Genomic DNA, 26574 nt, shown 5'->3' on the forward strand with positions numbered 1-26574 from the left:
GATTGTCTTGGTCGAATGCTCTTGACTCTGATCGTGTGCGCACAAAAGATGTCCTGCATCCGCCTCTTCCCGTACGAGGTCTCGTAGGAGCCGTGCAATGTCGCGCACTTCACGTTCGTTCCGTATAGCCGCCACCGCCGCCGTCGCAGCCCTGGGCATGCTCGCCACCGCATGCGGTGGCGACGGCGGCTCGACCGACGCCGCCTCGGACGGCAAACCGGTCACCATCGACTACTGGACCTGGACGCTGGGAGCCAAGTCGACCGTCGAGGCGTTCAACAGGACGCACAAGGACATCAAGGTCAAGTTCACCGAGATTCCGAGCTCGACCGAGGGCTACAGCAAGCTCACCAACGCGGTGAAGGCGGGCAACGCCCCCGACGTGGCGACCGTCGAGTACCAGATGGTCCCCGAGTTCGCGAGCCAGGGAAACCTGGTCGATCTGACCAAGTACGCCGGTGAAACGGTCAAGTCGAAGTTCCCGGCGGCCATCCAGAGCCTGGTGACCTTCGGCGGCAGGACCTGGACCGTCCCGTACGACGCCGCGCCGCAGCTGTACTACTACCGCACCGACCTGTTCAAGAAGTACGGCATCGAAGTCCCCAAGACCTGGGACGAGTTCGAGGCCGCCGCCGCGAAGGTCAAGAAGCAGGACAAGAGCGTCCGCCTCGCCTCCATGCCGAAGAACGACCCGGCGCTGCTGGCGGCGCTCTCCTGGCAGGCCGGCGGCAAGTGGTTCGCCACCGAGGGCGACGCCTGGAAGCCCGGCGTCAACGACGCCGCGACCAAGAAGGTCACCGGCTACTGGGACGGCCTGATCAAGGACGGCCTGGTGCAGTCCTACACCGGCTACAGCCCGGAGGAGACCAAGGCCCGCACCTCCGGCAAGACCCTCTCCTTCCTCGGCGCCTCCTGGTCCGCCGGCGGCATGAAGACCGCCATGCCGGACCTCAAGGGCAAGTGGGCCGCGGCCCCCATGCCGAACTGGGGCACGGCGGCCAGCGGCAACTACGGCGGCACCTCCTACGGCGTCCTCAAGGGCAGCAAGCACGCCGAGGCCGCCACCGAGTTCATCAAGTGGCTCACCACGAACAAGGCGGGTGTCGAGGCCCGGCTCGCCGACCTTGAGTCGCCCAGCAGCGCCCTGCCGGCCAACCCCGGGATGCGCGCCGTGGCCGCCGCCAAGTTCGACACCTCGTACCTGAAGGGCCAGGACCTCTACGGGCTCGCCTCTCAGCAGGTCGACACGATCGTCCCCGGCTGGACGTGGGGCCCGAACCAGATGGACGTCTACACGGCGGTCCAGGACGCCACGGCCAAGTCCGGCTTCACCGCCGGCGTCGACGCCGGCCAGCAGAAGGCCGAGTCGGGCATCACGGACCGCGGGCTGAAGCTCGCCAAGTGATCCGCGGGGTCCGGCCGTTGCGCCCCGGTGTCCGATCGGGACCCGGACACCGGCCGCGGCCGGACCCCGCCCGCGATCCGTCTCCCCGAAGCGTCCAGCCCGCCAAGGAGCCCACCAGTGGCAGCACCTGTCGCCCACCCCGTGAAGGCCGTGAGCCGGCCCCCGAAGAACGCCCCGGCGTCCGCGCGGCTCCGCCGCAGCCAACGCCGGGCCGCGGCCCTGTTCATCACCCCGTTCTTCGTGCTGTTCGCCGCGGTCATGGTGGCGCCCATCGGCTATGCCGTGTGGATGAGCCTGTTCCAGGAGCAGTCCTCGGGGCTCGGCTTCGGCGGCACCCAGCGGGTGTTCTCCGGATTTGCCAACTACACCAAGGCGCTGTCGGACACCGGCTTCCGTGACTCGTTCGTCCACATCTCGTTCTACTGCGCGCTGTACATCCCGGTGATGATCGGCGGCTCGCTGTTCCTCGCCCTGCTGGTCGACTCCGCGCTGGCGCGCGCCAAGCGGTTCTTCCAGCTCGCGCTGTTCCTGCCGCACGCGATCCCCGGACTGATCGCCTCGATCATCTGGATCTATCTGTACACCCCGGGCCTGAGCCCGGTGCTCGACTGGATCGGTGCCTTCGGCGGCTCCTGGAACTTCTACAGCAACGACCATGTGCTGTCGTCCATGGTCAACCTCTGCGCCTGGCAGTGGATCGGCTACAACATGGTCATCTTCTACGCCGCCCTGCAGGCCGTGCCGCGCGAAGTGATCGAAGCGGCCGTCGTCGACGGAGCGGGCGCGATCCGGACGGCGCTGCAGATAAAGGTCCCGATGATCGCTTCCGCGGTCGTCATGACTGTCCTGTTCACCTGTGTCGGCGCCATCCAGATCTTCACCGAGCCGAAGCTCCTCAACCAGCGCGGAGCGCCCTCCATCGACACCGAGTGGTCGCCGACCCTGTTCATCTGGAAGGCGGGATTCGTGCAGCACGACTACGGCATGGCCGCCGCCGCGTCCTTGCTGCTCGCCCTGCTCGGCATCCTCCTCTCCTACATCGTCACCCGGCTCGGCAACCGGTGGAAGGCGGCATCATGAGCACCATCACCCGGACGTCACGTCCCGCCGAGGCACCGCCCGGGCGGACGGTCGGGCCGGCCGTCCGCCGCCGCGCCTCCTCCAGCACCCTGCTCTCCAAGGGCGTCGTCAACGGTCTGCTGATCTTCGCGGCCTTCTACACGCTGATGCCGGTCAGCTGGCTGCTGTTCGCCGCGACCAAGAACAACCGCGACCTGTTCGGCACTTCAGGCTTCGCCCTCGGCGACTTCAACCTCTTCACGAACCTGCATCGCGTCTTCACCTTCAATGACGGCATCTACCTGCGCTGGTTCGGCAACAGCATCCTGTACTCGGTGATCGGCTCGGCGGCCTCCACGTTCCTGTGCATCGCCACCGGCTACGCCTTCGACAAGTACGACTTCAAGGGCAAGGAGAAGCTGTTCGGGCTGGTCCTCGGCGGCGTCCTGGTCCCCACCACGGTGATCCAGCTGCCGATGTACCTCCTCGCCACCAAGGCCGGGATCGTGAACACCTACTGGGCGTTGCTGCTGCCCGCCCTGGTCAACCCGTTCGGCGTCTATCTCGCCCGGGTCTTCTCCGAGGGGTACGTGCCCGGCGAGGTTCTGGAGGCGGCCCGTGTCGACGGCGCGGGTGAGCTGCGCACCTTCGCCGGCATCTCGCTGCCGATGCTCGCGCCCGGCTTCATGACCATCTTCCTGTTCTCGTTCACCTCCAGCTGGAACAACTTCTTCGGTGCGCTCGTGATGCTCAACGACGACAAGCTCTACCCCGTCAACCTCGGTCTGTTCATGTGGAACAGCGTCACGCAGCAGCAGCCCGAGTACTACTCGCTCGTCATCACGGGTTCCCTCGTCGCCGTGGTCCCGCTGATCCTCGCCTTCATCTGCCTCCAGCGCTTCTGGCGCTCGGGCCTGACCGCCGGCGCGGTGAAGTGACCATGCCCGTACCGGAAAGCACCCTCCTGAACGTCCCGGACCGAGCGGACACGGCCCCACTCCCGCGCGCCGCGCTCGCCATGGGCCACGACATCCACAGCTCACTTCTCGCCGAGGGAGCGCTCGACCGGCTGCGGGCCGTCGCCTCGGTGGACACCGCCACGCACATCACCGACTTCGGCATCGCCGACGGCACCGAACTGGCCGCGGTGGAAGTCCTCTTCACGCACTGGGGCGCCCCCCTGCTGACCGAGGACGCGCTGAACCGTATGCCGAGGCTGCGCGCGGTCGTCCACGCGGCGGGCTCCATCAAGCACCACGTCACGGAGTCCGTGTGGGAGCGCGGCATCGCCGTCTCCTCCGCGGCGGCCGCCAACGCCCTGCCGGTCGCCGAGTTCACCCTGGCCGCGATCCTGTTCGCGAACAAGCGGGTCCTCGACATCGCCCGCCTCTACGCCGACACGCGCCAACAGCCCGCGCTGCTGCCGTACTTCGCCGGACACGGCAACTACCACCGCACGGTCGGCATCGTCGGCGCCTCGCGCATCGGACGGCGCGTCGTCGAACTGCTCCGCCCACTGGACCTCGACATCCTCGTGCACGACCCGTACGTGGCACATGACGACGCCCGGGCCCTGGGCGCGGAACCCGTCGAGCTCGACGAACTCGTCGAGCGCAGCCACGTGGTGTCCATCCACGCACCCCAACTCCCCGAGACGCGCCACATGTTCGACGCGCGTCGCATCGCCCTCCTGCGGGACGGCGCCACGCTCATCAACACCGCGCGCGGCTCCCTCGTCGACACCGACGCGCTCACCCCGCACCTGGTGTCCGGCCGCGTCCACGCCGTACTCGACGTGACGGAACCCGACGTACTGCCCGAGTCGTCGCCCCTGTACGGGCTGCCGAACGTGCTGCTCACCCCGCACATCGCCGGCTCCCTCGGAAATGAACTCGGACGGATGACGCACTGGGCCGTCGACGAAGTCCACCGCTACGCGCAAGGCCTCCCGTTCGCCCACGGGGTCGGCCCCGACGAGCTGGCCCGCTCGGCCTGAACAGGAGTTTCCATGGCTGACCAGGACACCGGCTACGTCGAGGACCCCGCCCCGGGCCACGGCCGCCTCGCCCCCCGCGCCCGCTTCGACTCGGACGCACCGTGCCTCGAACTCGACGGCCCCTGGCGCTTCCGCGCCGCCGCCGGACTGCACGACCTCGCCCTCGGTTTCGAGGACCCCGCCTTCGACGACACCCACTGGGACCGGCTGCCCGTCCCCTCCTGCTGGCAACTGCACGGCATCGGCGCACCCGCCTACACCAACGTCACCTACCCGTTCCCGATCGACCCGCCGCGGGTACCCGACGAGAACCCGACCGGCGAGTACCGGCGCGTCTTCACCCTCCCCGGCGACTGGCCCGCGGGCCGCAGCGTGCTGCGGTTCGACGGTGTCGACTCGTGCTTCGCGGTGTGGCTCAACGGCGTCCGCCTCGGCGACGGCAAGGGCAGCCGGGTGCCCACCGAGTTCGACGCCACCGAAGCCCTGCGCACCGGGCCCAACCTGCTGGCCGTACGCGTCCACCAGTGGTCCGCGGGCAGCTACCTCGAGGACCAGGACATGTGGTGGCTGTCCGGCATCTTCCGCTCGGTGCGGCTGCTGTCCCGGCCCGCCGGAGGCCTCGACGACTTCTTCGTGCACGCCGACTATGACCACACCACCGGCGCCGGCACGCTCCGGATCGACACCAGCGGCGCCGCCCGCCTGTCCGTACCGGCGCTCGGCCTCCAGGACGCCGACCCGGCGGGGCCGCACACCTTCGAGGACGTCGTCCCCTGGAGCGCCGAGCAACCGCACCTGTACCTGGGCGAGTTGACGACGGGCAGTGAGCGGGTCCACGTACGCATCGGGTTCCGTACCGTCACCGTCGAGGACGGGCTGCTCAAGGTCAACGGACGCCGCATCCTGCTGCGGGGTGTCAACCGCCACGAATGGGACCCCGAGACGGGCCGCACCCTCTCGGACGCGACCATGCTGCGCGACGTCCTGCTCATGAAGCGGCACAACATCAACGCCGTACGGACCAGTCACTACCCGCCCAGCAGTGAATTCCTCGCCCTGTGCGACGAGTACGGGCTCTGGGTCGTCGACGAGTGCGACCTGGAGACGCACGGTTTCGAGCAGGTCGACTGGCGCGGCAACCCGGCCGCCGACACGCGCTGGCGCGAAGCCTGTCTGGACCGCATGCGCCGGCTGGTCGAGCGCGACAAGAACCACCCCAGCGTCATCATGTGGTCCCTCGGCAACGAGAGCGGCAGCGGCGAGAACCTCGCCGCGATGGCGGCCTGGACCCGTGACCGCGACCCCTCACGCCCGATCCACTACGAGGGCGACCGGGACAGCGGATACGTCGACGTCTACAGCAGGATGTACGCCGACCACGCCGAGACCGAGCTGATCGGCCGCGGCGAGGAGCCGCCCACCGACGACCCGGCCCTGGACGCGCACCGGCGTCAACTGCCCTTCATCCTCTGCGAGTACGCCCACGCGATGGGCAACGGCCCCGGCGGACTGAGTGAGTACCAGCGGCTGTTCGAGGCCTATCCGCGTCTCCAAGGCGGCTTCGTATGGGAGTGGATCGACCACGGCATCGCCCGCCACACCCCGGACGGACGCCGGTACTTCGCGTACGGCGGGGACTTCGGCGAGCCGGTCCATGACGCGAACTTCGTCGCCGACGGTCTCGTCCTGCCCGACCGGACACCGTCGCCGGGTCTGGTCGAGTACAAGAAGGTCGTCGAACCCGTCCGGATCGACGTCTGCGCGGCGGACGCGCTGATCAGGATCCACAACGGGCACGACTTCCGCGACACCTCCCACCTGCGCTTCCGCTGGCGGGCGGAGGACGACGGCGAGCCGGTCGCCGAAGGTGAACTCGCCGTAGCGGCGCTGGCCGCCGGCGCACGCACGACGCTGCCCCAGCCGGCGCTGCCGCCGTCCGCGGGGGAGCGCTCGCTGACCGTCGTGGCCGAACTCGCCGAGGACGAACCCTGGGCCGCGGCCGGGCACGAGATCGCCTGGGGCCAGTCGGTGACCGGCACGTTCCGGGAGTCCGGCCGGCCCCAGCGCGGACCCTCGGCCGTGACGCGCACCGCCGACCGGCTGGACATCGGACCGGCGCGCTTCGATCCCGTCACCGGTGAGCTGCGCGGCCTCGGCGGCCTCGCACTCGACGGGCCCGTCCTGGACGTCTGGCGTGCCCCCACCGACAACGACGAACTCGGTCCGCGCCTCGCCGACCGCTGGCGCGACTTCGGACTGCACCGCCTCACCACCAGGGTCCTCGACGTCGTCCCGGCCGGCGACGGCCTCACCGTCGTCACCCGCGTCGCGCCCGCCGGCGGTGACGCCGCCCTGACCGCCACGTACCACTGGAGCGCCGACGGCGAGGCACTGCGGCTTGACCTGGCCGTCGCCCCGCTCGGCGACTGGCCGCTGCCCCTGCCCCGGATCGGCGTCCGGCTCGCGCTGCCCGGCTGGATCGACACCGTGGACTGGTACGGCAGAGGGCCCGGCGAGGCCTACCGCGACTCGGCCGCCGCCGCACGGCTCGGCCGGTTCCGCCGCAGTGTCGACGCGCTGCAGACGCCGTACGTGCGCCCGCAGGAGAACGGCAACCGGCACGAGGTCCGCCGGGCCCGCCTCACCGGCGACGGCGGCGGCCTCGAAGTGACCGGCGGATTCGACCTCACCGTGCGCCGCTGGACCAGCCACCGGCTCGACGCGGCCCGCCACTCCACCGACCTGACGCCGGGCGACCGGGTCCACGTCAACATCGACGCGGCCCATCACGGCCTCGGCAGCGCCTCCTGCGGCCCCGGCACCCTGCCCCAGCACACCCTGCACGCCGAACCGACCATGCTCCGCCTGACCCTGCGCGGCCTGTGACGCCGTGCCGAAAGGACCTGTCATGCCCGGTGCCGTCCAGCGCGTCCTCGTCGTCGGCATCGACGGCGTACGCCTCGATGTGCTGCGCCGTCTGCCCACCCCGCACCTGGACGCCCTGGCGGCCGCGGGCTTCCTCGCGCCCGTCGAGGTGGACGAGCGCACCCCCACCATGTCGGGCCCGTGCTGGGCGACCGTCGTCACCGGTGTGACCGCCGCCAAACACGGCGTGTGGAGCAACGACTTCAGCGGCCACCGGCTGGAGGTCTTCCCCGACTTCGCCACCCGCCTCGCCGAACAGGACGGCCGCCGTACGTTCGTCGCGGCCGGCTGGCGGCCCCTGATGCAGGTCCGCGACGGCGGCCCGCTCTTCCGGGCCCCGTCCAGGACCGCGTACGTCGCCCCGGCCGCCGACACCCCCGAGGCGTGGGAGGAGTGCGACGAGCGGATCACCGAGGAAGCCGTGCGCGTGCTCGCGGACGACGACGTCGAGGCGTCGTTCGTCTATCTCGGCGCGCCCGACGAGACCGCGCACTTCCTCGGCTGTTCGGACGCGTACGAGGCCTCCGTGCTGCGGGCCGACGAACGGCTCGGGCGCCTGCTGGCGGCGGTGCGCGCCCGGCCGTCGTACGACTGCGAACAGTGGACCTTCCTCGTCGTCACCGACCACGGACACGTCGACGCGGGCGGACACGGCGGCCGCTCGCCCCAGGAACGCACCGCCTGGCTCATCGCCGCGGGCCCGGGCATCGCCGCGGCACCCGCGGAGGTACGTCATGTCGATGTCGCCGCCCAGGTGTTCGCCTCGGTGGGACGCCTCGCCGACCGGCACTGGACGCTCGACGGCCGGCCCTTCGCGGCCGCTCCGCACGCGGTGCTCCTCGACATGGACGGCACCCTCGTCGACACGGAGTCACTGTGGCTGAGGACGGTGCGCGAGAGCGCGGCCCGCGTCGGGCACGAACTCGGAGAGGAGGACATGCCCCATGTCCTCGGCCGCGCGGTCGGTGACACCGCGTCATATCTGCACCGGATGACGGGACATGACACGGAGGCGCTCGCCGCCGAACTCGACACCGCCTTCCTGGCCGCCGTCGAGGCGGAGACCGCTCCCTTGCCCGGCGCCCTCGAACTCCTGCCCCTGCTCGGCGACTTGGGCATTCCGGCAGCGCTGGTCTCGGCCTCGCCGCGACCGGTGGTGGACGCCGTCCTCAAGGTGCTGGGCGCGGACATGTTCCGCACCACGGTCGCCGAGGGCGAGACACCCCGTACCAAGCCCGCCGCCGACCCCTATCTGGCGGCGGCCCGGGCGCTCGGTGTCGACCCCGCGGCCTGCCTCGCCGTCGAGGACAGCCCGGCGGGGGTCGCCGCCGCCGAGGCGGCGGGCTGCCGGGTGCTCGCCGTACCGTCGTACGCGCCGATCACCCCCGGAACGCGGCGCACCGTGCGCGGCGAACTGACCGGAATCGGCGTACGCGACCTATGGACCGCGGGTCTCCAGGTGTCGGAGGGGGCGCCTGGAGACCCGCAGAGCCGGCCGTCAGGGGGCACCGCCACCTGACCGGGGGACGCCGGTGCCGGGCCGGCGTCCCCCGGGGAGCCGTCAGCCGAGCTTGACGGTGATCTTCTGGGTGACGCCGGCGGTGCCACTGAGGTCGCCGAAGGTGAGCTTCAGGGCCGGGCCGGTGGTCGCGGAGGTGACCGTGGACGGCTTGGCGGTCACCGAGGCGACCGCCCTGTTCCAGGTGAGCGTGAGGCCGGTCTGCATGCGCATCGGATCGCTGACGCAGATGACCGCGGTGCCGTCGCTCCTCTCACTGATCATCACGGAGCACGGGTTGCTCGCGGTGAGGTCACCGACCGTGCCGCCGAACCAGAAGTTGACCCCGGTGAAGCCGAGCGAAGGGACCCTGACGCCCTGCTGGTCGTCCGTGTTGGCGAGCACCGTCAGCCAGCTCGTCGCCGCGGCGCGGGACTGGGTCCCTGCGGCCGTGGCGCCGGGCATGAGCAGATAGGCGTACGAGGCGTTGGCCGGGTTCGTGCCGTGGTCGACGTACATCGTCAGGTACGTGCGGTTCAGGACCGTGGTGGAGCCGCCCTTGTTGATGTCGCTCCACTTGCCGTCGCGGGCCTCGCGCAGCGCCTTGACCGTTGCCCCGCCGGGGAAGACATAGCCGCCGTGGCCGCCGATGTGCGCCCACTTCGCGCCGGTGAGGGTCTGCGACCAGGGGTGGGTGGTGGGCTTGGCGACCCCGTCGACCTGGAAGGACGTGGTCCCGGTGGCGCCCAGATTGCGGTTCTCGACCGTCGACTCCACGGCCGTGCCGTCGGTGCACTTGATCCCGGCGCCGAGACAGACGATCGCGTCGTCCAGACAGAACCACGACTTCTTCGCCAGCAGGGTGCTCTGCAGCCCCTTGAGGTACTGGCCGACGGCGGCCCGCTGCCCGTCCGTCGCCCCGCCGACCCAGTTCACGTCCGGCAGCGACGCGCCCCAGTCGCCGCCCGCCGCGTCCGCCAGCACCTTGCGCGACGCCGTCGTGCCGGGCAGCCGGTACGGGTCGACGGTGGGCCAGAAAGCGTCGCTGTACTGGCCGTTGGCGAACGTGTCGCCCCACCAGTACAGCATTCCGGCACCGGTGTGCCAGCCGCGCAGATTCTCGCCGTTGCCCGTCTCGTAGTACGTGATCCGGCGGTCGGCCATGCTGATCGACGCGGCCCAGCCGGGGCGGCGATGGGTGGCCCGGGACATGCTGGTGAACAGGCGGTGCCCGGTCGGCTCGGCGATTGCGGACACGGTGGTGTCGTCCTGAACTCCCTTGAGCCGGGCGAGACTTGTCAGTCCCAGGCCGGGGTCGCTCATCGGCGGGCTGTAGTAGTCGCGTTGCATCCAGCCCTTCACCAGGCCGCGCCAGCGCGCGTTCTGGCCGCTCCCCGCCCCCTGTCCGAGCAGCACGATCGAGGCGAGGATCGGATGGCCGCGCAGATGGTCGTCCTGCTGGATCTGCTTGGGGTCGGAGGCGGTCAGACCACGGCTGACCGCCCGCCCGGACACCCCGTCCATGACGAGTCCGTTGTAGAGGAACGGCGCCCAGGCGTTCTCCACCGCGTCGAAGACGATCTGCCGTTTGCTGTCGGTGACTTCCCAGGTCGACCCGGTGAGCAGCGCGAAGAGCAAGCCGAGCCCGCCCAGCATGACCGAGCCGTACGAACCCGTGTAGGGGACGGTGGTGTGCTGGATGAACGAGCCGTCGGTGTAGAGGCCGTCCCCGCTGCTCACATACGGGAAGACGGGGGAGAGCGCGTCCCGGGCCAGCGTGATCTTGGCGGAGTTCGCACCGACGACACCCCGCAGGGCCAGCACCCGGCACAGGTCGACGCGGTTCGCGCCGGTGCTCGTCCCGGTGTAGGCGGCGACGGCCGAGTCGGGTACGAAATGGTCGACGGCCTTCAGGTAGTCGGTGATCCGGGCGGCCGGCAGCTGGTCGTACATGAGCACGCAGACGTCCAGCAGTGCCTGCGGCGCGCCTATCTGCCAGCTGTACCAGTTGCCGTAGCGCGCCTGGCTGTCGTTGTAGACCTCGGAGTGGAGGTGGTCGAGCCCGGTGAGGATGTCGTCCCTGAGCCCCGCGTCGCCGGTCAGTCCCGTGCCCTGCTGGCAGTAGGCCTGGGCGAGCGTGCTCAGCCGGCTGTAGCTGGTGTTCATGTTGCCCGAGAAGCCGTACGACTCCTGGTCGGTGTCGGGTTCCGGGTCGGCGTAGACCAGGTCGGGCCACAGGGAACCGGTTCCGGGCGCCATGGCGGACTGCAACTGACCAGCGGTGGAGCCCAGTTCGGTGAGTCTGCTCTTGAAGGGTTCCGCGGTGGGGCTGAATCCCGCACCGAGGATCAGGGTGCGCCACTTGGCGCGCAGGGTCGCGAACTCGTCCGCGGCCTCGGTCGTGGCGATGGCGGACAGGGGAGCGGCGGCGGCGCTGCCACCCGCGCCGAGGGCAAGTGCGGTGCCGCCGCTCGCGGCCAGAAAGCCGCGGCGTGACCAACGAGTCGTCATGAGCGCGGTTTCTAGCACGCCATCGTTCAAACGCTCAACAACTCTTGCCGAATTGAGCGTATCGATCGTTTGATGAGAATGCGTGGGCGGTGGTGCGGGTCGTCGGCTGAACCCGCGGTCCCCAGTCCACGTATCACTCCACGGGGATGGCGGAACACCGTGCGCGCGGAAGGAGAGCAGTGTGTCGATACCGCCCAGACCCGCACGTCGGCCGGAACGCCCGGCACTGGAACCCACCGACGTCCAGCCCCGCCCCCGCCCGGACTCCCTGGCGGAACTGCTGAGACGGGTACGGGAGAAGGAGACCGGCACGGCGGACGTCCCGGTTGACGATGACCCTGTTGACCATGACCCGGTCGACTACGAGCCGGTCGGCCATGCCCCGGTCCACTACGAGCCGGTCGACTACGACCCGGTTGGCCATGCCCCGGAGGACTACGAGCCGGTCGACTACGACCCGGTGATGCCGAGCCCGGTGGTCGACCACTCCATGGGCGAGGACCCGATTGTCCAGGTGCCGCCGGCCGCCAGCCCGGCATCCCGTCGAGCGCGCTGGCGATACCTCGTGGACGGCGCCGGCCCCAGTCGCGCCGCGACGGCCATGGCGGTGGCCGCGGCGGCCCTGCTCGGCTTCACCGCCGCCCGCCTGCTCCCCGATGACGGCCCCGGTCGCGCGGCCCAGGCCCAGGCCCCCGTCACCCCACCGGCACCCCCGGCGTCCGCCGTCCCCGCGCCACCCCGCACCGGGGACGACCCCGACGGTCCCGGCACCCTCCGGGTGGGAGACAGCGGTGCCGCGGTGACAGAGCTTCAGCAACGCCTGCTGCGGATCCCGGACGTGTACACCAACGGCGCCACGAACGGCACCTACGACGCCGCTCTCACGGCCGCCGTCACCCGCTTCCAGGTCTGGTACGACATCCGCGGCGACGAGACGGGCGTCTACGGCAACGACACGCGCACCAGGCTGGAGTCCCTCACCGCGGCAGTGGGCGGGTAGGTCCCGGCGAGGAGGCCTGCCCGCGCACAGCTCTCCCCGGTACCGTCAGCCTGGGGTGAGGCACGCCCCACCTCGGTGAAGGCAGGAGTGAGCATGCAGTTTGTGAAGCTCGGCGCGACGGGCCTCGACGTGTCCCGCATCTGCGTGGGATGCATGAGTTTCGGCATGCCGGACCGCGGCGTCCACGAGTGGACCCTCGACGAGGAGGCGTCCCGCCCGTTGATCCGGCAGGCCCTGGAGGCCGGGATCAACTTCTTCGACACGGCGAACGTGTACTCCGACGGCACCAGCGAGGAGATCGTCGGCAGGGTGCTGGGTGACCTCGCGCGCCGCGAGGAGATCGTCATCGCGACCAAGGTCAACGGCGCGATGCACGAGGGTCCCAACGCCCACGGCCTGTCCCGCAAGGCGATCATGACGGAGATCGACAACAGCCTGCGCCGCCTGGGCACCGACTACGTCGACCTCTACCAGATCCACCGCTGGGACGCGGCCACCCCGATCGAGGAGACGATGGAGGCGCTGCACGACGTGGTCAAGGCGGGCAAGGCCCGCTACATCGGGGCCAGTTCGATGTACGCGTGGCAGTTCTCCAAGGCCCAGTACACCGCCCGGCTGAACGGCTGGACGCGGTTCGTCTCCATGCAGAACCACTACAACCTCCTGTACCGGGAGGAGGAGCGGGAGATGCTGCCGCTCTGCCAGGACCAGGGCGTGGGCGTACTGCCGTGGAGTCCCCTCGCCCGCGGCCGCCTGGCCCGTGAGTGGGACGCCACCAGCACCCGCAGCCGCACGGACGAGTTCGGGAAGAAGTTGTACCAGGAGGGCGACCGCGTCATCGTCGACGCCGTCGGCCGGATCGCCGCCGAACGCGATGTCCCGCGGGCCCGAATCGCCCTCGCCTGGCTGCTGCGGCAGAGCGCCGTCACCGCGCCCATCGTCGGCGCCGGCAAACCGCAGCACGTGGACGACGCGGTCGCCGCCCTCTCCCTCGAACTGACCGAGAAGGAGATCGAGCAGCTGGAGCAGCCGTACGCACCGCGCTCCATCAGCGGTCACTGAGCCGCGCGGCGGCCGGGCCCCGCGCGGGTCCGGTCGGCGCCGGGTGCGGTGAAGCCGGCCTGTCCCGACGGGACGCTCGGCCGCCCACGGTGGTCCGCGGGCGGTTGTCGTCCGCGCCGGCTCACCGAAGGTGGCGGTCTTCCGGGCGGGCAGCGGCCGGCAGCGGAGCGAGCGTCGCCGGGACGACCAGGTCCGCCCGGCCGCGGGTCGTGGCGATCAGGTCGGCATTGCGCTGGTCCGTGCCGAGGACCCAGGCGCGGGCGGCCTCGCGGTCCTTGCCGAACCGCTCGTGGCGGGCGACGAGGCGCCGGACGCGCTCCTCCTCGTCCAGTTCGCAGAACCAGACCTCGTCCAGCTGCGGCCGTACACGAGCCCAGTCACCGTCCGGTACGAGGAGGTAGTTGCCCTCCGTGACGACGAGCCGCGCGGTGCGGGGAACGGCGATGGACCCCGCGATGGGCTGCTCCAGGGTCCGCTCGAACCCCGGTGCGTAGACGACCTCGTCCTGCTCCTCGCGCAGACGGCGCAGCAGTGCCGCGTAGCCCGAGGCGTCGAACGTGTCGGGAGCGCCCTTGCGGTCCCGGCGCCCGAGCCGGTCCAGCTCGACGTCCGCGAGATGGAAACCGTCCATCGGGACCTGCGCCACCCAGGGCTCACCGTCTCCGTTCAACGCCCTGACCAGCTGCTCGGCGAGAGTCGTCTTGCCCGCGCCGGGGCTGCCGGCGATGCCCAGGAGGGCGCGCCTGCCGGGGCGGACGAGTCCCGCCGCCCGTTCCAGGAGTTCGTCGAAGGTCATGGGCGTGTTCCCGCAATCGGTCCGGCAGCGGTGAGTTCTGCTGGGGGGACGGTCCCCCGATGCCCCACAAGGAGTATGAACGGATCATGCCCGACGACGAGCAGCAGATTCGCACCCTGATCGAGCAGTGGGCCGCGGCCGTGCACGGCGGCGACCTGGACGCGGTGGTCGCGGACCACGCGGACGAGATCGTGATGTTCGACGTTCCGCCGCCCTACGAGGGCATCCGCGGGCTCGCCGAGTACCGCGCGACCTGGCCTCCGTTCTTCGAATGGCAGGCGCAGGGCGCGTCCTTCGAGATCGACTCCCTCGACATCACCGCGGGCGCCGACGTCGCGTACGCCTACGCCCTGCTGAGCTGCGGAACTCCCGACGAACTCACCGCGCGGCCCGCGCTCCGGCTGCGCCTGACCTTCGGGCTGCGCAAGGAGGGCGGACGGTGGACGGTCGCGCACGAGCATCACTCGTTTCCGCAGAGCTGAGGCACCGGTCCCGGTGTGGCGCTCGCCACTCGGTGACCTGCCGCGCACGGGGAAGGCTCTAGCCATGACTGAGCTCGGTCTCCCGAAAGAAATCCAGGCCTGCCTCTTCGATCTCGACGGGGTGATCACCAAGACCGCCGTCGTGCACGCGGCCGCGTGGAAGCGGACGTTCGACGACTTCCTGCGCCGACGCGACGGTGACGGCTTCCGCCCTTTCGGTGACGCCGACTACGACGAGTACGTGGACGGACGCCCCCGCGCCGACGGCGTCCGCTCCTTCCTCGCCTCCCGCGGCATAGAACTGCCCGAGGGCAAGCCCGACGACTCCCCGGACGACGCGACGGTCCACGGGCTGGGCAACCGCAAGAACGACCTGCTCCTGGAGCTGATCCGCACCGACGGAGTCGAGGCCTACGACAGCACACTGCGCTATGTCGAGGCCGTCCGCGCGCACGGGCTGCGCACCGCGGTCGTCTCGTCCAGCGCCAACTGCGCGGACGTCCTGAAGTCGGTCGGCGCGGAGTCCCTCTTCGACGTCCGTGTCGACGGCGTGGTCGCCGCCGAACGGCAGTTGCCCGGCAAGCCGCGACCGGACACGTTCCTGGCCGCCGCCAAGGACCTGGGCGTCGACGCGTCGGCCGCCGCCGTCTTCGAGGACGCGCTGGCCGGCATGGACGCCGGCCGCTCGGGACACTTCGGATACGTGGTCGGTGTCGACCGCGTCGGCCAGGGCGACGCACTGCGCGCCCACGGCGCCGACGTCGTCGTACGGGATCTCGCCGAACTGGGGGCACCGCGGTGATCACCCACACCTCGTACGCCGTCGAGCCCTGGGCCCTGCGCGAACACGTCCTCCATCTGGAGGTCCTGCCGCAGAGCGAGTCCGTCTTCGCGCTGTCCAACGGCCATGTCGGCTGGCGCGGCAATCTCGACGAAGGCGAACCGCACGGCCTGCCGGGCACCTATCTCAACGGCGTCCACGAGACCCACCCGCTGCCCTACGCCGAGGCGGGATACGGCTATCCCGAGTCCGGGCAGACCGTCATCAACGTCACCAACGGGAAGATCATCCGGCTGCTGGTCGACGACGAGCCGTTCGACCTGCGCTACGGACGGCTGCGGTCCCACGAGCGCGTACTCGACCTGCGCACCGGCCTGCTCACCCGCACGTGCGAGTGGACGTCGCCGGCCGGGACGACGGTCCGGGTGCGCTCGACGCGGCTGGTGTCCTTCACCCAGCGCGCGATCGCGGCCGTCGCCTACGAGGTCGAGGCCGTCGACAGCGAGGCCAGGATCGTCGTCCAGTCGGAACTCGTCGCCAACGAGCAGCTGCCGGGCCGCAACGGCGACCCGCGGGCCGCGGTGGCGCTGGACTCGCCGCTGGAGCCGGAGGAGCACTTCGCGGCGGGCCGCCGGCTGCGGCTCGTGCACCGCACCCGGCGCAGTGGCCTGCGCGTCGGCGCGGCCGCCGACCATCGCGTCACCGGCCCCGCCGGGACCGCGACGGACAGCGAGAGCAGCCAGAACGTCGCCCGCCTCACCGTCACCTCGGTCCTCGCCCCCGGCGAGCAGTTGCGGGTGGAGAAACTCGTCTCGCACGGCTGGTCGAGCTCACGGTCGCTGCCCGCCGTGAGCGACCAGGTCGACGCGGCGCTCGCGGGCGCCACCAGCGGCGGCTGGCAGGGGCTCGTCGACGAACAGCGCGCGTACCTGGACGGCTTCTGGGCGCGGGCGGACGTCGAGGTGGACGGCGACGAGGAGATCCAGCAGGCCGTCCGCTTCGCCCTCTTCCACGTCCTGCAGGCCGGTGCGCGTGCCGAGCAGCGAGCCATCCCCGCGAAGGGCCTCACCGGCTCGGGATACGACGGACATGCCTTCTGGGACACCGAGACGTTCGTGCTGCCCCTGCTCATGTACACCTCGCCCGGCGCCGTGGCCGAGGCGCTGCGCTGGCGGCAGAACACCCTGCCCGCCGCCCGCGACCGGGCCGTCCAGCTCGGCCTCAAGGGCGCGGCCTTCCCCTGGCGGACCATCGAGGGCTCCGAGGGATCGGCGTACTGGCCGGCCGGCACCGCCGCGTTCCACGTGAACGCCGACATCGCCGACGCCGTCGTGCGCTACACCGCCGTCACCGGCGACCACCGCTTCGAACGGGACACCGGCGTCGAGCTGCTGGTGGAGACGGCCCGGCTGTGGCGGTCGCTGGGCCACCACGACCACCAGGGCAAGTTCCACATCGACGGGGTGACGGGCCCGGACGAGTACAGCGCGGTCGCGGACGACAACACGTACACCAATCTCATGGCCCGTACGAACCTGCTGGCCGCCGCCGACGTCGTGGAGCGCCATCCCCGGCAGGCCGCGGCCCTCGGTGTCGACGACGAGGAGAGCGCCGCCTGGCGCGACGCCGCCGAGGCCATGCACATCCCCTACAACGACGAGCTGGGTGTCCACGAGCAGCACTCCGGATTCACCCGCTATCAGCGCTGGGACTTCTCCGCCACCGGCCCCGAGCAGTATCCGCTGATGCTGCATTTCCCCTACTTCGACATCTACCGCAAGCAGGTCGTGAAGCAGGCGGACCTGGTTCTCGCGATGTACAAGTGCAGCCCCTACTTCGACGATGAGCACAAGGCCCGGAATTTCGCCTATTACGAGCCCCTCACCGTCCGCGACTCCTCCCTGTCGGCGTGCTGCCAGGCGGTCATCGCCGTCGAGGCCGGCCATCCCCATCTCGCTTACGACTATCTGGTCGAGGCGGCGCTGATGGATCTGGAGGACTTGGAGCAGAACACCCGCGACGGACTGCACATAGCCTCCCTCGCCGGCACCTGGATGGCGCTGGTCGCGGGCTTCGGCGGGCTGCGTCACCACGGCGAGACGATCGAGTTCGCGCCCCGGCTCCCGGAGCGGTTCAGCCGGCTCGCCTTCACGCTGGAGCTGCTCGGACGCCGGCTGCGGGTGGAGATCAAGGCGGGCACGGCCACCTACACCCTGCTCGCCGGGGAGCCCCTGACGATCCACCACTACCGCGAGCCGCTCACGGTCGACGCCGACAAACCCCATCATTGCGACATCCCCGCACCCCGGCTGCGCCCGGCCCCGGACCAGCCGCCGCACCGCCGCCCGAACAACCGGCTGCTGGGCCGGATCAACGGGGTGTGACCGGGCCGCCGTATCCTCTCCGGATGAAACGCATTCTCGTGGTCGGTATCAGCGGTGCCGGGAAATCCACTCTGGCACGGAGCCTGGCCGGGCAACTCGCCGTGCCGTACCACGAGATGGACTCGCTGTATTTCACCGGTCCCGGCTGGGCGGTGAATGACGAATTCGTCGCTCAGGTCGGGCGGATCACCGATGCGCCGGGCTGGATATTCGACTCGCTCGGTTATCCCGAAGTCCGCGATCTGCTGTGGGAGCGCGCCGACACGGTGGTGTGGCTGGACTATTCCCGGCGCGTGATCATGCCGAGGATCCTGCGGCGCTCACTGCGCAGGACGCTGTCGCGCGAACGGGTCTTCGGCGGCAACCGGGAGACCGTGACCGACTGGTTGCGCCGGGACCATCCGGCCTGGTGGGCCTGGACCCAGCATGCCGCCCGGCGCGCCGAGATCGACCGGCGCGCCCAGGACCCCCGTTTCGCACCGCTGGAGGTGATCCGCTTCCACTGCCCGGCCGAAGCCGAGCGGTGGTTGCGGAACCGAACCTCCACCGCGGCCTCCTGACACGAGGCCGTTGCCCGCAAGTCAGTCGCGGGCGATACCCGGCGCGATGTCCTCGTGCTGCTCCACCGGTGCCGTACTCCGGGTGGCGGCCTTGGCGGCGGGCTTGCCGCAGAAGGCGGACTCCAGCGTGCCCGCCATCGTGTTGAGGACCGTGGCGTTGTTGGACGTGTTGGCGAGCGCGGTGATGCTGCGACTGCCGTCCTCGGCGGTGAACGCGTACGTGTAGAAGCCCTGCACGGTGCCCGTGTGTCCGTACACGGAGACACCGCACGACAGGTCACGGCGGCGCAGCCCGAGTCCGTAACCCTGGGTGCTGTTGACCGGCACCCACTGCCGCATCTGCGTCAGCTGCGCGGCGGAGGTGAGCCGGCCGGCCAGCAGCGCCGAGAAGAAGGTGTCCAGGTCCCGGGTGTTGGAGATGACGGCGCCCGCGCTCTGCGCCCAGGAGACGGTCTGCTCGGTGGAGTCCACCAGGGCCGCCCCGGCCGCGTCCGGGGTGAGGTAGCCGTTGGCGTGCCGGCCCGCGAGCGCCGTGGCGGGGTGCACATACGAGGTGTCGGTGAGATTCAGCGGCTCGATGATGCGGTTCTGGTACTCGGTGCTCACGGCGTGGCCGGTGAGCTTCTCGATGAGCATGCCCACGACCACGAAGTTGGTGTTGGAGTACGAGTAGGCGGCGCCAGGCGCGTTGTTGAGCGGCTTCCGCAACGACAGATCCACCAACTGCCGGTACGTGTACACCTTGTTGCGCACCGCTTCGAAGCCCGGGACGGTCTGCGCGAACATGTCGTTCGTGTAGTCGTACAGCCCACTGCGGTGGCTCAGCACATGACGCACCGTGATCCGGTCGTCGGGCAGCAGCCCGGGCAGATAGGCGTTCACCGACGTGTCCAGGTCCACCTTGCCCTCGTCCACCAGTTGCAGCAGCACCACGGCGGAGAAGCTCTTGGTCACGCTGCCCACGCGGAAGCGGTCGTCGGTGCTGAGCGCGCGTCCGGTGGACCGGTCGGCGACGCCCTCGGCCGCGGTGCGGACGGTGCCGTTGTCGTCGATCCGCGCCATCGCGCCGGGGGCGCCCTGGGTCAGCGCGGTCCGCAGGACCTCGTCCAGACCTGCCATGTCCGGCGCCGCCAACGCGTCGGCGGCAGCCGCGGTGCCTGCCGCGGCGGAAGGCGGCGTCGCGGGTGCGGCGGCCTGTGCGGGAACCGCCAGGAGGGAGAGCAGAACCGCGCCGAGCGCCGACCCTGTGCCCACCGTTCTCGAGACCATCTGTTACTTCTCCCCTGTCCTTCGCCGGTGCGTATGCCCGACACGAACCGCGCCGTGGATACGGCCGACGGCACCATGTGTACGCGCCGTAGCTGTCCGCAGGTTGCAGGAGAGCGGGGTGTTTTCGTGGAGTTGACGCTCCGGGCCCCATGTTGGGCGTCATCCGCGGCTCAGCCCCCGAAGAGCTGCGTCCAATACGTGGCCGCCCTGCCGCCGCCGGCGAAGCCGATGCCCAGGTGGGTGAAGTCGGGCTTGAGGATGTTGGCGCGGTGTCCGGGGCTGTCCATCCAGCCGCGGACCACCTCGGCGGGGGAGCGCTGGCCGCACGCGATGTTCTCTCCGACGGCGCGATGCCGGGAACCCGCGGCGGCCGCCCGGTGCCAGGGCTCGCGGCCGTCAGGAGAGGTGTGGGAGTAGAAGCCGCGGGTCACCATGTCGGTGCTGTGCGCCTGGGCCGCGGTGGTGAGCACGGCGTCGTCGGCCAGCGGCGGCAGACCGGCCGCCGTCCGCTCGGCGTTGGTGAGGGCCATGACCTCGGCGGCTGTGCGCGCCAGTCCGGCGGGGGAGAGGGGGCACGCCCACAACGCGGTCCAGTACGGGTCACCGGTGCGGGGGTCGGCGGCCTGGGCCAGCCCCGCGTGGGTGAACCGGGGTTCGCACAGGGTCAGCCTGGGCCGGTCGGCCGAGAGGCAGTACTCGACGAACTCGGCCGGGGTGCGCGGCCCGGAGACCAACTGCTCACCGACGGTCAGATACGCGTATCCGCTCGCGGTGATGCGCTGGTGGACGGAGACGCCGTCCGGGCTCTCGCTGCCGAGACGCCCCGCTGCGGCCATGGCTGAGGCATGGGCCCGGGCCGCCTCCGTGAGACGTGCGTCGAACGACACGGGAGGGGAACCGGCCTTCACCCGGGCGGAGTTCACCCGGTCGAGGAAACCGTCCGAGCGGCCGTCGGCACGTGAACCGCCACCGGGTGAGGGAGCGGCGGCCCCGGGTGCTGAGGCCCTGCCTCCCGATGCCCCGCCGGCGCCGCCCCTGGCCGGCGCTGCGGTGATCCTGCCCCGCGACCGCGCGCCGGTACCGCCGGCCGCCGAGGCGGGCTCCTCCGTCACCTCGATGCCGAAGTCCCGTGCTACGCCCGCCAGTCCGTCCGCGTACCCCTGGCCGAGGGCGCGCAGCTTCCAGCCCGGGCCGCGCCGGTAGATCTCCGCGAGCAGCAGGACCGTCTCCCGCTGCGGGCGCGGCGGCGCGAACCGGGCGAGCACGCGGGCGCCCGGCCCGGTGACCTGCAGGACGGGCGAGGGCAGCCGGCCGAACGGGGTGCCGGGACCGGCCGGGCTGATGACCACCGTGACCCGGGCCGCCCCCGCCCGCAGACCTGGCGGATCGACGGTCAGCGCCTCGCCGAGCAGCCGGATGCCGGGCGCAGCGGGCTGGTTGTAGAAGACGAAGTCGCCGTCGCCACGCACCCTTCCGCCGTCGTCGGTGACGAGCGCGGAGACGTCGAAGGGGCCGGGCACCCGCAGCGTCAGGGTGCCGTCCGGCAGGGGCACGTTGCCCCCGGGAACCAGCTCGCTCATCGCGCCGCCCGTCGGAGAGGGGATCCGAACCGGCCCCCGCGCCACGGGCGGCCCGCTGTCCTGCCCGCGGCCCCGGGGCCGTTACTCCGACAACGCCTTCCCAGTACCCCGCGGTTCCCTCGGGGCGACGGGGGCGCGGAGCGACCGCAGGGCCAGCAGCAGCACCCCGATGTCGTCCAGATAGACCGGGTCGGGCAGCAGATCGGTCGGCAGTACGAGGTAGACGACGGCACCCCAGAAGACCCAGCGGGGTCCGGACGGCAGCCCGGCGCGGCGCAGATCACGGCGGGTGCGCACGAGCCGGACCAGCAGGACGACCGCGAGGCCCAGCAGCGCCGCCGCGAGGATCGCGGCGACGAGGATCACCGTCCAGGTCGTGGAGTCCATGTCTGTGTCCTAGTCGTCGTCGGGTGCGCAGTCGTCCCGCTCACCCTCGTCGAGCGGGCGGTCTTCCGGTGTCGCCGGGCGCGGTGTGTCGCGACGGCAGATGACGAAGTCGGGAAAGGCGTGCCGTCCGGGCCGGTCCCCGACGGTCTCGATCGCCGCGCGCAGGTCGCGCAGCTGGGAGGTGGTCATCTGCAGCGGCGGTTCGTCGGGCTGATACGTGGTGCGGACCGGATAGTCCTCGCCGGGTCGCCGGGTCATCTCGATGTGACAGCCGAGGACTTGGGTGACCGTACGGCGGCCGCAGAAGTCGATCAGCCGGTCGACGGTGCGGGTGAAGGCCGGCCAGTCGTCGACGTACAGACGGCCCGGGTAGACCGTGTCACCGGTGAGCAGGAACCCGGTCCAGGGGTCGTAGTACGTCACCGATGCCTCGTGGTGGCCCGGGGTGGCCAGGCACTCCAGCACGCGCCCGCCGAGGTCGACGCGCGCGACCGCCTCGGGGTCCTCGTGGAACCCGAAGTACGTCCAGGCGCTGTCGAGCGTCGCGTCCACGATCCGGGTGGCCGGCCGGTCGGCGAACTGGCCGTCGCCGGCGATGTGGTCGCCGTGCGGATGGGTGTGCAGGACCAGCAGTTCGTACCCGCCGCGCGGATGCGCCGCCAGCCACTTCTCCATCAGCCCGTCGACCACCCGGCGCAGCGGGAAGTGCTCGGCCGAGGCCGTGGCACCGGTGTCGACGAGCACGGCCCGCGCGTCACCGAACAGCAGGTACATGAACGGCGCTTCGTAGTCGACCGCCTTGTTCTGCCGCATAACGACGGTGTGTTCGTCGTACGCGTGGGTCTGGATGTCGGGGTCCGTGTTGTGCTTGGCCGACGGCGATCCGTGGATCCACCGCACGTCGAGCGTGCGGGGTCCGCCGGATGCGGTGGTGCCGATGTCCTGCGGCCTTGGCGCGTCCACGACGTCTCCTCAGGTGCGTCGTCTTGCGGACCGGGTACGGCGCACATCTCGTCCGGGGCGGGCGCGGCCGCGCCGCCGCGGGGGAAATTACCACGCTTGCGCGTACCCGCCGCGGCGGCGATCAGGCGTCCGGCGTCGGGTAGAGCCAGAGCCGGAACAGCCGGCTGAGCCGGGGCATGATCACGTACGTCAGCAGGGGCAGCAGGAGGATGGGGAAGACGGCGGCGCGCAGCGGCAGGGGCCAGGCGGCCGTCCGCGGTGTCACCAGCCACTGGATCAGCAAGGTGCACGGGTAGGCGCCCAGGAACGTGGTGAGGACCATCTTCCAGCGCGCCGGCGACTGCACCGCCGTGCCCGGCAGGCTGAACCAGGTCTCCATCCCCGTCGTCGACTGGCGTTCGCTGCTGACCTCGCGGGCGATGTCCTCGATCCGCGCGTGCCACTTGGCGCGCTCGGGTGAGGCGAGCCACTCGGTGAGCCGGCGTGCGTCGGCGAACCGCAGGACCGCGTGGAAGAGGTTGCCCTCCTCGGGCTGCAGCCAGGAGACCCCCTCGTTTCCGGGGAACTGCCGGGCGCAGCGGGTGATCCCGCGGGTCCACTCCTCGAACTCGGTCTCGTGGCCCGGGCGTACCTGCCAGGTGAGGACGGTCGTGATCGGATCGCCGTGCTGATCGTGGGTGGCGCTCATGGTCACATCGTGTGCCACGTCTGACGCGGGTCATGCACCGACGCGCGACCGGGTTCCGCGCGGTCAGTGCGCGGCGCGGGTGGTGCCGTTGTCGATGAGCGCCCGGCTGACCGCTCTGATGCTGCGGGCGATGTGATGCAGCTGCAGCACCTCGGCGGCGTACATCTTGATGGTGTGCTCGATGACGGACTCGGGGATGCCGAGTGCGGGCAGTTCGGCCCGGGCGGTCTGCAGCGCGGTGCGGGCGACCCGCATCTCGTGCTGCACCTGTATCTGCGCGTGGCGGGCGAGCAGTACGGGGTGGCGCATCAGCGCCGGATAGCTGGCGTAGCGGGCCGGCACCAGCTCGCGCAGCCACCTGGCCGCAGATCTCTCCCAGTCGTAGCTCCCGGGGTTCTTGACCTGGCAGGGCCAGTCGGTGCTGGTCGGGGAGTAAGTCAGAGCCATGTTCATCGCTTCCGGGGTGCGTCGGCGGCTGAGGTGGGGGGATTCTGGGGCGGCCCCGACCTAGGGGATTGACCGGGGCCGCCACCACGGCACTCGCGCGAGCGAGTCCCGTCCGCACACCCGGGACCCGATGCGGGTAGGAGCGGACGGCCCCGGGCGGACGACGGACCGCCACCCCCGAGGCCTCAGGGGTCGCGATCCGCCAGAAGTATTTATATATACCGCCAGTTACGCAAGGACATGAAAAAATTCATGCGCGAAATAAACGGGATCGTCCCGTGATGCCCTGGTCACACAGGGTGCCGAGGGGGTTGCAGCCGCCCGGGAGCAAGGCCGTACGGCCTGGGTGGGGGAGGTGTGGGCGCGCGCCGAGGGCCGGGAATCCTTCCTGCCGGACGGCGGCTCGACGGCTTGCGGCGGCGCCTCAGTCCTTCAGGAAGAAGTGGTGCTGATCGGCGATCTGCTCGTACTCCTCCAGGCGGGCCTGCGTCCGCTCGGGATCGGCGTCGGTCATCGCCTGGAGCAGGGCCGCGGTCAGTACGGCGGGAGCGGCGTACGAGTCGAAGACCAGGCGCGAGCCGGTGCCGGTGGCGAAGGTGACGTCGGCCTCGTCCGCCAGCGGCCCGAGCGCGAGATCGGTGACCAGGGCGACCCGCAGCCCGGCACCTCGCGCGACCCGTACCGCGGTCAGCGTCTCCTGGGCGTGCCGGGGCATGGTGAAGGCCAGCACCCAGGTGCCGCCCGCCGCCCGCGACTGCAGGAGCGCGTCGTACGCGACGCTGCCGCCCCGGGTCACCAGCCGCACGTCCGGGTGGATACGCCGCGCGGCATACGCGAAGTACTCGGCCAGCGAGACGGAGATCCGCAGGCCCAGCACCGTCAGCGGCGTCGACCGGGACAGCGCACGGCCGAGAGCGATGACCTGGTCGGGGTCGGCGAAGTCCCGCCGCAGGTTCTCCAGGTTCTCGATCTCGGCGTCCACCGCGGCCTGCAGTTCGTTGCTGCGGTTCTCCGCCGGTGTCGTGGGCGCGCTGCCCAGGGTGCTGAGGGCGATCGCCTGGAGCTTCTCCCGCAGCGCGGGGTAACCGCTGAAGCCGACCGCCGCGGCGAAACGCGTCACCGACGGCTGGCTGACCCCCACGCGCTCGGCGAGATCGGTGATCGAGAGGAAGGCCGCCTCGGTGATGTGCTCGATCAGGTACTGGGCGATGCGCCGCTGACCGGGGGAGAGCCGGGGGCCGTCGAACAGCTCCCTGAGCTGGGACGTCGGAGCCGCGCCCGCCTCAGGGGCCGTTTTCCCCGAGGTGATCGCGGATGACTGTGCGCGTGCCTGCTGCGGCGATGGCACCGAGTCGCCTCCTTCACGTCCCACAAGGATTCAACATAGCTCACGGACCCTGCTGACCTGGGGGTGTACGCCCACAGACGACGTGCGCGGCACCCCGTTTCACCGCCACCTGCGGGGTACCCGTGGCAGCACGACAGCTTGCCTGTACGCGGGCGAGAGGGAGAGGGTTTTCATGACTACGAGTCCGCTGGCCGCATCGCAGGTTCACGTGGTGCTCAGCGACTGCTCCGCGGCGGATGCCGGGAGCCTGTTCGCGGCACTGTGCAGTCGCTTCTCCTCGGACCGGTGTGCCGAGGACGAGCCCCATGAATCCAAGGAGCACCGTCCCACGATGTGGGCCGGCACCTTCGACACGTCCGGAGCCGACGACGCGCCCGGCGGTGCCACGGACGAGTCCGTCCCACCGGCCGGCCTCTCGGCGCCCGTGACGGCGGATGTGCAGGGCAGCCCGCTCGCGGTGAAACGTGTACAGGAGGTTCTGGGCGAGGCCTTCACCGTGCATGAGCTGGGTGAGGACGCGGGCGACCAGGAAGTCCAGCTCCAGCTCAGGCTGGAAGACAAGTCGGCGCACGAGATCCGGTCCGTATGAACATGGACGCTGCGATGAGGGGTGGCCGGCTGAGGGCCCGCCGGGCGGCGAAGGGCTCAGTGACGGAAGGCGCGGCGAAGGCAGGCCTCACCGCGCGAGGCGTGATCTATGTACTGGTCGGCATTCTGGCGATCCAGATCGCCTTCGGCGAGGGGCACCGCCAGGCGGACCGCGGTGGGGCGCTGGAGGAGATAGCGGCGAAGCCCTTCGGCGCCGTGCTGCTGTGGGCCCTCGGCGCCGGTCTCGTCGGCATGGCGCTGTGGCGGCTGTCCGAGGCCGTATTCGGTGCGGCCGGTCAGGACGGGGGCGCCGCACGCAAGCGGCTGCTGTCGGCCGTGCGCTGTGTGTTCTACGCGTTCGTCGCGTACTCCGTGCTCTCCTTCGCCGCGGGCTCGGGCGGCGGGAGCTCCAGCGACAAGCAGTCCCGGGACGTGACGGCCCGGGTGCTGGAGGTGCCCGGCGGACAGTGGATCGTCGGCCTGGGCGGCGTCGGCATCATCGTGGCGGGTGTGTGGATCGGCGCACGGGCCGTCATGCGCAAGTACCACAAGCACATGAAGCTCGGTGGGATGACCCGGGCGACGCGCCGTGCGGTCGACATTTCAGGGGTGGGCGGGGGAGCGGCGCGCGGGGTGGTGTTCGCGGCGGCCGGCGCCTTCGCCGTACGGGCCGCGGTTGACTACGAACCCGACAAGGCCAAAGGTCTGGACGACACCCTGAGGTCGTTCGCGCAGACGCCGGCGGGCCCTTGGCTCCTGGTGGTCGTCGCGATGGGTCTGGTCCTGTTCGGGCTGTTCTCCTTCGCGATGGCCCGCTGGCGCAGGGTGTGAGCGGCGGAGGCCGA

General features: G+C 70.9%; 23 protein-coding genes and 1 riboswitch. Of the genes, 14 read left to right on the forward strand and 9 right to left on the reverse strand.

Translation table 11 applies throughout. From position 1 onward, the window contains the following. The first annotated feature begins 97 nt into the window (after window positions 1-97). From ACFWM2_RS04750 to ACFWM2_RS04775, 6 genes are all read left to right on the forward strand, one after another. Window positions 98-1405, forward strand: coding sequence for an ABC transporter substrate-binding protein (locus ACFWM2_RS04750; protein ID WP_383272987.1), 1308 nt, complete (start codon window positions 98-100; stop codon window positions 1403-1405). A 258-nt stretch (window positions 1406-1663) separates the two neighbouring features. Beyond that, window positions 1664-2485 carry a carbohydrate ABC transporter permease gene (locus ACFWM2_RS04755; protein ID WP_383274152.1) on the forward strand — a complete coding sequence of 274 codons (822 nt, stop codon included), beginning with the start codon at window positions 1664-1666 and terminating at the stop codon, window positions 2483-2485. Beyond that, entirely contained in the window at window positions 2482-3402 is a 921-nt protein-coding gene (locus ACFWM2_RS04760; RefSeq protein WP_383272989.1) for a carbohydrate ABC transporter permease, read from the forward strand. Before ACFWM2_RS04755 ends, ACFWM2_RS04760 begins: the two co-directional genes overlap by 4 nt. Before the next feature lie 2 nt (window positions 3403-3404). After that, window positions 3405-4460 carry a hydroxyacid dehydrogenase gene (locus ACFWM2_RS04765; protein WP_383272991.1) on the forward strand — a complete coding sequence of 352 codons (1056 nt, stop codon included), beginning with the start codon at window positions 3405-3407 and terminating at the stop codon, window positions 4458-4460. Window positions 4461-4472: 12 nt separating this feature from the next. Beyond that, a complete protein-coding gene (locus ACFWM2_RS04770; protein ID WP_383272993.1) occupies window positions 4473-7346 on the forward strand; it encodes a glycoside hydrolase family 2 TIM barrel-domain containing protein in 2874 nt (957 codons plus the stop codon). 22 nt (window positions 7347-7368) lie between these two features. Then, the gene (locus tag ACFWM2_RS04775) at window positions 7369-8904 is read left to right on the forward strand and encodes an HAD-IA family hydrolase (protein ID WP_383272995.1); all 1536 of its coding nucleotides are present in this window, start codon (window positions 7369-7371) and stop codon (window positions 8902-8904) included. A 42-nt stretch (window positions 8905-8946) separates the two neighbouring features. On the opposite strand, the gene ACFWM2_RS04780 is transcribed toward ACFWM2_RS04775, so the two are convergent. After that, window positions 8947-11394 (reverse strand): polysaccharide lyase 8 family protein, encoded by a 2448-nt coding sequence (locus tag ACFWM2_RS04780; protein ID WP_383272997.1) that lies wholly within the window; start codon window positions 11392-11394, stop codon window positions 8947-8949. 181 nt (window positions 11395-11575) lie between these two features. Between ACFWM2_RS04780 and ACFWM2_RS04785 the strand changes: the two genes are divergently transcribed. Both ACFWM2_RS04785 and ACFWM2_RS04790 read left to right on the forward strand, forming a co-directional pair. Then, entirely contained in the window at window positions 11576-12394 is an 819-nt protein-coding gene (locus tag ACFWM2_RS04785; protein ID WP_383272999.1) for a peptidoglycan-binding protein, read from the forward strand. Window positions 12395-12487: 93 nt separating this feature from the next. Continuing rightward, complete coding sequence (locus tag ACFWM2_RS04790; protein ID WP_383273001.1) at window positions 12488-13456, forward strand: aldo/keto reductase; 969 nt, start codon at window positions 12488-12490, stop codon at window positions 13454-13456. Between the two features lie 121 nt (window positions 13457-13577). Here the strand turns inward: ACFWM2_RS04790 and ACFWM2_RS04795 are convergent, their stop codons facing one another. Beyond that, window positions 13578-14252, reverse strand: a complete 675-nt coding sequence (locus ACFWM2_RS04795) for a nucleoside/nucleotide kinase family protein (RefSeq protein ID WP_383273003.1) — start codon at window positions 14250-14252, stop codon at window positions 13578-13580. Window positions 14253-14338: 86 nt separating this feature from the next. On the opposite strand from ACFWM2_RS04795, the gene ACFWM2_RS04800 reads away from it, so the two are divergent. The 4 genes from ACFWM2_RS04800 to ACFWM2_RS04815 all read left to right on the forward strand — a co-directional run bounded on the left by ACFWM2_RS04800 (window position 14339) and on the right by ACFWM2_RS04815 (window position 18459). Further along, window positions 14339-14734, forward strand: a complete 396-nt coding sequence (locus ACFWM2_RS04800; protein WP_383274155.1) for a nuclear transport factor 2 family protein — start codon at window positions 14339-14341, stop codon at window positions 14732-14734. 64 nt (window positions 14735-14798) lie between these two features. Beyond that, window positions 14799-15536 (forward strand): beta-phosphoglucomutase family hydrolase, encoded by a 738-nt coding sequence (locus ACFWM2_RS04805; RefSeq protein ID WP_383273005.1) that lies wholly within the window; start codon window positions 14799-14801, stop codon window positions 15534-15536. After that, window positions 15533-17899 carry a glycoside hydrolase family 65 protein gene (locus ACFWM2_RS04810; RefSeq protein WP_383273007.1) on the forward strand — a complete coding sequence of 789 codons (2367 nt, stop codon included), beginning with the start codon at window positions 15533-15535 and terminating at the stop codon, window positions 17897-17899. Before ACFWM2_RS04805 ends, ACFWM2_RS04810 begins: the two co-directional genes overlap by 4 nt. 23 nt (window positions 17900-17922) lie before the next feature. Then, window positions 17923-18459 carry an adenylate kinase gene (locus tag ACFWM2_RS04815; protein WP_383273009.1) on the forward strand — a complete coding sequence of 179 codons (537 nt, stop codon included), beginning with the start codon at window positions 17923-17925 and terminating at the stop codon, window positions 18457-18459. Between the two features lie 21 nt (window positions 18460-18480). Here the strand turns inward: ACFWM2_RS04815 and ACFWM2_RS04820 are convergent, their stop codons facing one another. The 7 genes from ACFWM2_RS04820 to ACFWM2_RS04850 all read right to left on the reverse strand — a co-directional run bounded on the left by ACFWM2_RS04820 (window position 18481) and on the right by ACFWM2_RS04850 (window position 25141). Beyond that, window positions 18481-19728, reverse strand: coding sequence for a serine hydrolase domain-containing protein (locus ACFWM2_RS04820; RefSeq protein ID WP_383273011.1), 1248 nt, complete (start codon window positions 19726-19728; stop codon window positions 18481-18483). A gap of 170 nt (window positions 19729-19898) precedes the next feature. After that, window positions 19899-21308, reverse strand: coding sequence for a CAP domain-containing protein (locus tag ACFWM2_RS04825; protein ID WP_383273013.1), 1410 nt, complete (start codon window positions 21306-21308; stop codon window positions 19899-19901). Between the two features lie 81 nt (window positions 21309-21389). Further along, window positions 21390-21695 (reverse strand): YkvA family protein, encoded by a 306-nt coding sequence (locus tag ACFWM2_RS04830; protein ID WP_383273015.1) that lies wholly within the window; start codon window positions 21693-21695, stop codon window positions 21390-21392. 9 nt (window positions 21696-21704) lie between these two features. Continuing rightward, window positions 21705-22658, reverse strand: coding sequence for an MBL fold metallo-hydrolase (locus tag ACFWM2_RS04835; RefSeq protein ID WP_383273017.1), 954 nt, complete (start codon window positions 22656-22658; stop codon window positions 21705-21707). A gap of 12 nt (window positions 22659-22670) precedes the next feature. Further along, window positions 22671-22737, reverse strand: a riboswitch (guanidine-III (ykkC-III) riboswitch). A 42-nt stretch (window positions 22738-22779) separates the two neighbouring features. Beyond that, on the reverse strand, window positions 22780-23346 hold the full coding sequence (locus tag ACFWM2_RS04840) for an antibiotic biosynthesis monooxygenase (protein WP_383273019.1): 567 nt from the start codon (window positions 23344-23346) through the stop codon (window positions 22780-22782). Window positions 23347-23409: 63 nt separating this feature from the next. Then, window positions 23410-23793 (reverse strand): hypothetical protein, encoded by a 384-nt coding sequence (locus ACFWM2_RS04845; RefSeq protein WP_383273021.1) that lies wholly within the window; start codon window positions 23791-23793, stop codon window positions 23410-23412. A gap of 424 nt (window positions 23794-24217) precedes the next feature. Continuing rightward, the gene (locus tag ACFWM2_RS04850) at window positions 24218-25141 is read right to left on the reverse strand and encodes a MurR/RpiR family transcriptional regulator (RefSeq protein ID WP_383273023.1); all 924 of its coding nucleotides are present in this window, start codon (window positions 25139-25141) and stop codon (window positions 24218-24220) included. Window positions 25142-25313: 172 nt separating this feature from the next. On the opposite strand from ACFWM2_RS04850, the gene ACFWM2_RS04855 reads away from it, so the two are divergent. Continuing rightward, complete coding sequence (locus ACFWM2_RS04855) at window positions 25314-25730, forward strand: hypothetical protein (protein WP_383273025.1); 417 nt, start codon at window positions 25314-25316, stop codon at window positions 25728-25730. Further along, on the forward strand, window positions 25727-26560 hold the full coding sequence (locus ACFWM2_RS04860) for a DUF1206 domain-containing protein (protein ID WP_383273027.1): 834 nt from the start codon (window positions 25727-25729) through the stop codon (window positions 26558-26560). The genes ACFWM2_RS04855 and ACFWM2_RS04860 overlap by 4 nt, the downstream gene beginning before the upstream one ends. Window positions 26561-26574: the final 14 nt, after the last annotated feature.

Source organism: Streptomyces sp. NPDC058371, assembly GCF_042723265.1.
GTDB lineage: Bacteria > Actinomycetota > Actinomycetes > Streptomycetales > Streptomycetaceae > Streptomyces.